Raw genomic sequence first — 339 nt, forward strand, 5'->3', positions numbered from 1 at the left:
TTACAATGAAAGTGTTGTTTATCAGCCGTCACAATACTTGCCGAAGTATCCTGGCGGAAGCTGTCGCCAAACGTTTTTTACCTGCTCATTTTCACATCGCCAGTGCAGGCTCCGACCCTGAAGGTGAGCTGCCTGCGATAATGCAGACTTACCTCAGCGCAATGGGCCTGAATCCGGCCGATTACCGAAGCAAGTCGTGGGAAGAGTTTTCACGGTTCCATCCTGATATTGTGATTTCTGTCGGCGATAGCCAGCATGGCGAACCTTGTCCCGACTGGCTGGCAGACGGCATACGGGTGAGCTGGGATTTACCCAATCCCTTGACGCTCAGCCAAGACC

Annotated in this window: 1 protein-coding gene; it reads left to right on the forward strand. The window is 52.8% G+C overall.

Annotated features, from left to right (window positions below; translation table 11 throughout):
- Nucleotides 1-339 (forward strand): arsenate-mycothiol transferase ArsC (locus R0J87_RS19055; RefSeq protein WP_498888193.1); only part of this gene is annotated, 339 nt, incomplete at both ends.

It is taken from the genome of Halomonas sp. SIMBA_159, assembly GCF_046536035.1.
Lineage (GTDB): Bacteria > Pseudomonadota > Gammaproteobacteria > Pseudomonadales > Halomonadaceae > Vreelandella > Vreelandella venusta_A.